Origin of the sequence: Spirillospora sp. NPDC029432 (assembly GCF_040703975.1) — a bacterium.
Lineage (GTDB): Bacteria > Actinomycetota > Actinomycetes > Streptosporangiales > Streptosporangiaceae > Spirillospora.
In genome coordinates, this window is the sequence record NZ_JBEZWH010000083.1 from 26,453 (window position 1) to 33,452 (window position 7,000).

Annotated in this window: 7 protein-coding genes; 1 reads left to right on the forward strand and 6 read right to left on the reverse strand. The window is 75.2% G+C overall.

Going from position 1 to position 7,000, the window contains the following annotated elements:
- Position 1: 1 nt before the first annotated feature.
- The 4 genes from mftD to mftA are packed head-to-tail and all read right to left on the reverse strand — an operon-like array spanning position 2 to position 2,887.
- Positions 2-1,204, reverse strand: coding sequence for a pre-mycofactocin synthase MftD (mftD, locus tag AB0881_RS37070; protein WP_366624864.1), 1,203 nt, complete (start codon positions 1,202-1,204; stop codon positions 2-4).
- Positions 1,205-1,220: 16 nt separating this feature from the next.
- Entirely contained in the window at positions 1,221-2,483 is a 1,263-nt protein-coding gene (gene mftC, locus AB0881_RS37075) for a mycofactocin radical SAM maturase (protein ID WP_366624866.1), read from the reverse strand.
- Positions 2,480-2,755 (reverse strand): mycofactocin biosynthesis chaperone MftB, encoded by a 276-nt coding sequence (mftB, locus tag AB0881_RS37080; RefSeq protein WP_366624868.1) that lies wholly within the window; start codon positions 2,753-2,755, stop codon positions 2,480-2,482. Before mftB ends, mftC begins: the two co-directional genes overlap by 4 nt.
- Before the next feature lie 6 nt (positions 2,756-2,761).
- A complete protein-coding gene (gene mftA, locus AB0881_RS37085; RefSeq protein ID WP_366624870.1) occupies positions 2,762-2,887 on the reverse strand; it encodes a mycofactocin precursor MftA in 126 nt (41 codons plus the stop codon).
- 124 nt (positions 2,888-3,011) lie between these two features.
- Here mftA and mftG point away from each other — a divergent pair, with 124 nt between their 5' ends.
- Positions 3,012-4,550: a mycofactocin system GMC family oxidoreductase MftG gene (gene mftG, locus AB0881_RS37090; protein WP_366624871.1), complete on the forward strand. Its 1,539-nt coding sequence runs from the start codon at positions 3,012-3,014 to the stop codon at positions 4,548-4,550.
- Here the strand turns inward: mftG and mftR are convergent, their stop codons facing one another.
- The gene (mftR, locus tag AB0881_RS37095) at positions 4,551-5,195 is read right to left on the reverse strand and encodes a mycofactocin system transcriptional regulator (RefSeq protein WP_366624872.1); all 645 of its coding nucleotides are present in this window, start codon (positions 5,193-5,195) and stop codon (positions 4,551-4,553) included. It abuts the gene before it with no gap.
- 101 nt (positions 5,196-5,296) lie between these two features.
- A complete protein-coding gene (locus AB0881_RS37100) occupies positions 5,297-6,787 on the reverse strand; it encodes an MDR family MFS transporter (protein ID WP_366624873.1) in 1,491 nt (496 codons plus the stop codon).
- Between the last annotated feature and the right edge of the window lie 213 nt (positions 6,788-7,000).

Below are 7,000 nucleotides of genomic sequence, written 5' to 3' on the forward strand. Positions count from 1 at the left end.
GTCAGCCCGCCGGAGTGTCCGGGACCGCGCCGCCGCCCAGCGTGAGCCGGAAGTCCGGCGGGATCACCAGGTCGGCGGGGGAGAGGTCGCGGACGCTGGTGTGGCCGAGGCCCAGGACGGCCGAGTCGAGGCCGCCGCGCATGATGTCCAGGACGTTCTCCACGCCGGCCTGCCCGTTGGCGGCCAGCCCCCACAGGTACGCGCGGCCGATGAGGACGGCGCGGGCGCCCAGCGCGAGGGCCTTGGCGACGTCCCCGCCGCGCCGGATCCCGCCGTCCAGGAGCACCTCGATCTGGTCGCCGACGGCTTCGGCGATGGAGGGCAGGACGCGGATGGTGGCGGGGGTGGTGTCGAGGTTGTTGCCGCCGTGGTTGGAGACCGAGATGGCGGTGACACCGGCGTCGACGGCCTTCCTGGCGTCGTCGACGCGGGTGACGCCCTTGAGCATGAACGGGCCGTCCCACTCCTTGCGCAGCCACGCCACGTCCTCCCAGGTGGGAGGCGGCGTCTGCATCCACTCGCCGTAGGCGCCGAAGAACGTCGGCGCCGTCCCGCCGGGGGGCGCGAGGTTGGGCGTGGTGAGGTCGGGGATGCGGCCCGTCTTCGCGAAGCGCCACAGCCAGCCCGGGTGGGGCAGCACGCCGGGCGCCAGCTTCACCGCCGTCTTCAGGTCGATCCTGTCCGGGATCATCGGGCTGCCCCAGTCGCGGCCGTTGGAGAACGACCAGTCCAGGGTGGCGATGAGGGCCTTGGCGCCGGCCCTGCGGGCGCGGTCCATGCGCTGGACCATCGCGTCGCGGTCGCCGCTCCAGTACATCTGGAAGAAGACGTTCGGGTTGGCCTCCGCGACCTCCTCCACCGGCTTGCTGGCGAACGAGCTCAGCCCCATGATGACGCCGCGGTTGGCGGCGGCCCGCGCCACCGCGACCTCGCCGTCGGGGTGCACGGCCTGGACGCCGGTGGGGGAGATGAGCACCGGCATCGACGTCTCGACGCCCATCACCGTCGTCGACAGGTCCCGCTGGGCGTGGTGGCCGGCGACGCGGGGGGCGAAGCCGAGCTCGCCGAACGCGTCGGTGTTGTTCCGGATCGTCCGGCCGCGCTCGGAGCCGGCCACCAGCGCCCCGTACACCATGTACGGCAGCCGCCTCTTGGCGCGGCGCTGCGCCTCGGCGACGGTCTCGAACCAGGGGTTTCTCGTCATCACGGATGTCTCCTTGTCAGGGCGCCCGCAGGCCCGCCAGCGGGTCCTCGGCGCACGCGCTCACCGGCGGCCGGTCCAGGTCCTCGCGGCGCCGCGCCAGCGTGACCGGCACCGGACCGGTCCGCCTCCCCCGGGCCGGGGCGGTGCGGCGGGAGTGGTCGGCCGACGGCTTCGGGATGCCCGCGCGGTCTTCGGGGCGGGCGGCCAGCAGCGCCTCGCCGTGGCCTTGGACGCATTCGGGGTCGGGACCGTCCAGGGGCAGGCCGGTGAAGAACTTGGCGGCCATGCAGCCGCCTTTGCAGCTGTCGTAGAACGCGCAGGAGGTGCAGGCGCCGCCGTTCTGTGGCTCGCGCAGGTCGCGGAACAGCTCCGAGCCGCGCCACACGCGCGCGAAGCCGCCCTCCTCGCGGACGTTGCCGGCGAGGAACTCCTCGTGGATGGCGAACGGGCAGGCGTAGACGTCGCCGATCGGGTCGATCAGGCACACCACCCGCCCGGCGCCGCACAGGTTCAGGCCGGGCAGCGACTGGCCGTAGGCCGACAGGTGGAAGAACGAGTCGCCGGTCAGCACCTGGTCGCCGTGCGCGAGCAGCCAGTCGTACAGCTCGCGCTGCTGGGCGGGTTCGGGGTGCAGTTCGTCCCATACGTCGGCGCCGCGGCCGGAGGGGCGCAGCCGGGTCAGCCGCAGCTGGGCGCCGTAGGTGTCGGCGAGCGCCTTGAACTCGTCCATCTGCGCGATGTTGTGCCGGGTGCACACCACCGACAGCTTGAAGTTCTTCATCCCGGCGTCGGCCAGGTTCTTCATCGCCCGCACTGCGGTGTCGTAGGAGCCGGGGCCGCGCACCGCGTCGTTGACCTCGGCCGTGGCGCCGTCCAGCGAGATCTGCACGTCGACGTAGTCGTTGGCGGCCAGCCGCCGCGCCGCCTCCGGTGTGATCCGCACGCCGTTGGTCGAGAACTTCACGCCCACGTGGTGGGCGGTGGCGTAGTCGAGCAGTTCCCAGAAGTCGGAGCGGACGGTGGGTTCGCCGCCGCCGATGTTGACGTAGAAGACCTGCATGGCCTCCAGTTCGTCGATGACGGCCTTGGCCTCGGCGGTGCTCAGCTCGCGCGGGTCGCGCCGCCCGGAGGACGACAGGCAGTGCCGGCAGGCCAGGTTGCAGGCGTAGGTGAGCTCCCAGGTCAGGCAGATCGGCGCGTCGAGCCCGCGCTCGAACAGATCGACCAGCCGCGTGCCGGGGGCCGTGCCGGGGGCCGGGGAGGCGGTCATGGCGGTCATGGGGTCCTTTCGACGAGCATGGACGAGCGGTGCAGCGCGGCCAGCGCCGCGCCGTAGCGGTCCAGGTCGGGTGCGGGGACCCCGGCCGTCGCGCAGGCGTCCCGGGCGGTGGGCGCGTCCTTGAGGGTCTGCACGACCGCCAGCAGCCGGCGGTCCTTGAGGAACGACAGCTTGCGCGTCCCGAAGTGGTAGAGCAGCGCGCCGAACGGCTCGGGCCGCACCGAGACCTGCGGGTGCAGGTCCCAGGCGCGGTCCATGTCGATACCGGGCATGGCGGCCTAGTAGACGCCGCACATGCCGTCGATCGAGACCTCCTCGATGAGGGACTCGGCGTCGGCGAGCTCGGCGGCGGTCCGGTCGTCGGCCGGGTCGTGCGCCTGGTTCTCGGGGGCGGTGGTGTCCATGGGTCCTCCTCCGGTGGGCCGTGGCCGTCGGGGCCGGGGGGTGGCCCGGCGCGGCCTTTCGGTGATACTAAGTGCATCGAGTGTCAAAAGGAAGGCGCGGGAGGGTGATTTGTCGGCGTCCGGGGTGAGTGCGCGCCGGAAGGGGCGTCCCGACGTGCTCGTCGTGGGCGCGGGCGGCAGCGGCGCCGTCCTCGCGGCACGGCTCAGCGAGGACCCGGCGCGCGAGGTCCTGCTCCTGGAGGCGGGGCCGGTGCCGCGCGGCCTGGACGGCTTCCCCGCGGACCTGCTGGACGCGCGGCTCGTCCCGGGGGCGCGGACCGGGCACGCCGCCGTACGGACGTTCCCGGCGCGCCTCATGCCCGGCATGCCGTACATGGCGGCCCGGGGCCGGTTCCTCGGCGGCTCCACCACCGTCAACGGCGGCTACTTCGTCCGGGCCCGGCGGGCGGATTTCGACCGGTGGGCGGCCGACGCGGGCGACCCGCGCTGGTCGTACGAGCGGGTGCTGCCCCTGCTGCGCGCGCTGGAGAACGACCTCGACCGCGGGGACGCCCCGCCGCACGGCGGCGCCGGCCCGGTCCCAGTCCGCCGCACCGGCCTGGAGCATCCGGCCGCCGCCGCGTTCCAGGCCGCCGCCCGCGAACTCGGGCACCCGGACGAGCCCGACAAGAACGCCCAGGACCCGCCCGGCTTCGGCCCGGTCCCGGTGAACGCGGTGGACGGCCGGCGGATCAACACCGGGATCGCCTACCTGCTGGGCGCCCTCGGCCGTCCCAACCTGACCGTGCTCGGCGGCTGCCAGGTGCGGTCGGTGACCGTCCGCGGCGGCCGGGCGACCGGGGTCGTGGCCGAACGCGGCGGCCGGACGTCCACGCTGGAGGCGGGGGAGGTCGTGCTGTGCGCGGGCTCGCTGGCCACGCCGCACCTGCTGCACCTGTCGGGCATCGGGCCGGCGGCCGCGCTGGAGGGCCTGGGCGTCACCGCCGTCCAGGACCTCCCCGCGGTCGGCGCCGCGCTCAGCGACCACCCGCAGGTGGTGCTGGAGTGGACGCCACGGCGGCCGATGGGGGAGCCGGGGGGCTCCTGGCTGGGCGGGGCGCTGCATCTGACCTCGTCCGGCGGCGAGCCCGGCGACCTGGAGGTCCTTCAGTCGCTCGTCCCGCTCGCCGGCCTGGTCACCGGCGCCGCGAGCGTCCCCGGTGCGCCGCTGGCGTTCCTGGTGTCGGTGCAGGCGCCGGTTCGGTCCGGCGGGCTGCGCACGGTGTCGGCCGACCCCGGCACGCCGCCGTACATCGACTACGGCTACCTGCGGTCCGGCGCGGACCGCCGCCGGATGCGGGAGGCCGTGCGGGCGGCCGCGGCCGTCGCGGCCACCACCGCCTTCGCTGCGGTGTCGCGCGGCCCGGCCGGGCCGGACGGCCCGACACTGGACGACGACCGCCTGCTCGACGCGTGGATCCGCGCCCGGCTCGGCACGTCCCAGCACACCTGCGGCACCGTGCCGATGGGCCCCGCCGTCGACGGCCAGGGCAGGGTCCACGGCGTCGCCGGGCTCCGCGTGGCCGACACCTCCGTCCTGCCCACCGCGCCGCTGCGCGGGCCCGCCGCCACGGCCGTCCTCATCGGCGAGGTCGTCGCCCGCGCCATGCGCGGGCCCGGCTGATCAGGAGCCGGAGGCTGCGCCGGCCGGATCCAGGACGGCGCCCAGCCCGGCCGTCACCTGGCGGAGCGTCTCGTCCAGCAGATCCGCCAGCGCCGCGCCGTCCTCGGCCGACAGCCACTGCTCGTACGCGCTGACCGCGGCGGCGAGGACGACGTTCCCCGCGAGCCGGGGGACCGTCGACGCGGCCGGCAGGCCCGTGCGCCGGGCGACGAACCCGGTGATGATCTCCCGCCAGGACGCGTAGCGCAGCGTCGCGTCCGCGTGCAGCGTCGGCACCTCCAGGATGAGGCGCATGCGCTGCCGGTGCCAGGGCACCTCGTCCGGGTCGAACCGGTTGAACTCCACGACCGCCCGGCGGATCGCCTCCATCGCCGGCAGGGCCGGATCGGCCTCCTCCAGCAGCCGGCGCAGCATCTGCAGGTGGTCCTCGAAGTCGCCCCAGACCAGGTCGTTCTTGGAGGCGAAGTAGCGGAAGAACGTCCGCCGCCCGATCCCCGCCGCCGCCGCGATGTCGTCCACCGTGGTCGCGTCGAACCCCTGCCGGGCGAACAGCGCGAACGCGAGCCGCTCCAGGGCGGCCCGCGACGTCACCCGCGGCCGCCCCATCGCCGCGGCGCCGCCCCGCCTCCCGCTGTCGGTCGTCACGTCACCAGCCTGCCATGCCGCGCCGGCGGCGGCGCGCGCCTTCAACGGTGCCGCCGGTCGTGCCGTCACTGGTGCCGTCACTGGTGCCGTCAGTGGTGCCGTCAGTGGTGCAGTGCCTTGTCGCGCCGCTCCCCGGCGGCCTCGGCCGCCGGGGCGGCGTCCGGGACGCCGGGGCTCCGGCGGACGAACAGCGAGGCGATCACCGCGAGGACGCCGATGCACCCGGCGACGGCGAACGCGGTGCGCAGGCCCGCGGCGTCCGGGGTCCCGGACGCGGCGGCGCCGCCCTGCGCGGCCACGGTCACGAAGACGGCCGTGCCGAACGCGCCGGCGACCTGCTGGAGCGTGGCCAGGATCGCGCTGCCGTGCGAGTGGAGGTGGTCGGGCAGCACCCCGAGCGACTCGGTCATCAGCGGGGTCATCATCAGCCCGAGCCCGGCCATCAGCAGCACATGGACGGCGATCACCGCGGCCAGCGGCGAGTCCGCGCCGAGCGCGGTGAACAGCCACAGCGACACCGCCATGGCCAGCGCGCCGGGGACCACCAGCGGGCGGGCGCCGAACCGGTCGAACAGCGCCCCGACCGGGCGGCCGAGCAGCCCGAGCACCAGCCCGCCGGGCAGCACGGCCAGCCCGCTGACGAACGTGCTGGTGTGCAGGACGGTCTGCAGGTAGAGCGGCAGCAGGATCGCCGCGGCGCCCAGCAGGCACATGAACATCAGCGCGGTCAGGACCAGCGCGACGGTGAAGGTGCGGTGGGCGAACGGGCGCAGGTCGAGCAGGGCCCGGTCGCGGCGCTGCAGCCGGAGCTGCCGCAGGACGAAGACCGCGAGCGCCGCGGCCCCGGCCGCGATCGGCGCCCACGGCGGCACCGGGTGCTCCCCGCCGCCCGACTCGCCGATGGCCGACAGCCCGTACAGGACGCCTCCGAACCCGGCCGCCGACAGCAGCACCGAGAGCACGTCCAGCGGCACGGGCCGCGTCCGGCCGTCCAGCCGCAGCCAGACCGCGCCGATGGCCAGCGCCGCCAGCGACAGTGGCAGCACCGTCCAGAACATCCAGCGCCAGCCCAGCGAGGACAGCAGCGCCCCGCCGATCGTGGGCCCGAGCGCCGGGGCGACGGCGATCACGATGGTGATCGTGCCCATCGTCGAGCCCCGCCGCTGCGGCGGCACCAGCCGCATGACCGTCGTCATCAGCATCGGCAGCATCACCGCGGTCCCGCACGCCTGCACGACGCGGCCGGCCAGCAGCACCCAGAACCCCGGCGCCAGCGCGCTGAGGAGCGTCCCCGCGCTGAACAGCGCCAGCGAGGCGATGAAGACCTGCCGCGGCGTGAACCGCTCCAGCAGGAACCCGGTGGTCGGGATGACCACCGCCATCGTCAGCAGGAACCCGCTGGTCAGCCACTGCACCGTCGTGGTCGACACGCCCAGGTCGACGGTCAGGTCCCGCAGCGCGACGCTCAGGATGGTCTCGTTGAGGATCATCACGAACGCCGAGGCGACCAGGACGCCGATCAGCAACGTGGTGCGCGGCGGCGCGGAGGTCTCGGCCGAGGCCGCGGCCGGCGGGGTCGCGGGTCCGGTCATGCGGGCACACCTTCGGGTAAGGGCGGGGCGGTCGGGGCGTGGTGGGCGCCGCGCGGCGGGAACGGTCCGGCGGCACGGCGATGACGATCAGTGTAGAGCCCGGCGGGAGACCGCCCGCGGGCGGTGTCTCCCGCCCGTACCCGGGAACGCCGGCGGGGCGGGCCGGCCGAACGGCGGCAACGGGCCGCCGGCCCGGCGCCGCGCGGGGGAGGG